1 protein-coding gene is annotated in these 566 nt (G+C 30.7%); it reads left to right on the top strand.

Annotated elements, in window-relative coordinates:
• Positions 1–352, top strand: a 352-nt coding sequence (gene rplI / locus FHK88_RS13585; RefSeq protein ID WP_227431262.1) for a 50S ribosomal protein L9, incomplete at its 5' end; no start/stop codon positions are given.
• Between the last annotated feature and the right edge of the window lie 214 nt (positions 353–566).

Here is a 566-nt window from a genome sequence, read left to right as displayed (position 1 = left end):
AGGATATGCAATATTAGCTACTTCTTCAGCTAAAAAAGTATTAGCTGAAAACTTAAAGCAACGTGCTTTTAAAGAAGCTAAATTAGTAGAAGAAGCTACTGCTGTAGCTGAAACTGTTAAAGGATATGAAATCAAAATTACTTCTAAAGTAGGTTCTGGTGATAAGTTATTTGGTTCAGTAAACAACATTAATGTTGCTGAAGCTTTAGCTAAAGCTGGTACTGTTATTGATAAGAAATTTATCAAAGTTACTGGAGGTAGTGTAAAAAGATTAGGTAAATATAACGCTGCTGTACGTTTACACAGAACTGTTGTTGCTGATATCGTATTTGAGGTTGTTGCTGAAAAGTAAGAATTTTAAATTAAAACTATATAAAAATCCTATTCATTTATTTGAGTAGGATTTTTTTTAGTTGAAATTTTTATTTTTTGAAGCAATTTCCCGCTTTCCGCACTCGCTTTTTTTTGAAGAAAAATCAAAAAAAGAGCTCAAACAAACGCTTCAATCGGGGCTAGGCATTGTTACTAATTTATTGAATTTAGAGCTTACTTGTTTATTTATCGCC

This window comes from Psychrobacter sp. I-STPA6b, from assembly GCF_020662265.1.
GTDB lineage: Bacteria > Pseudomonadota > Gammaproteobacteria > Pseudomonadales > Moraxellaceae > Psychrobacter.
Note: the sequence above shows the minus strand (reverse complement) of the source record. Positions and strands in the feature narration are given on the sequence as shown.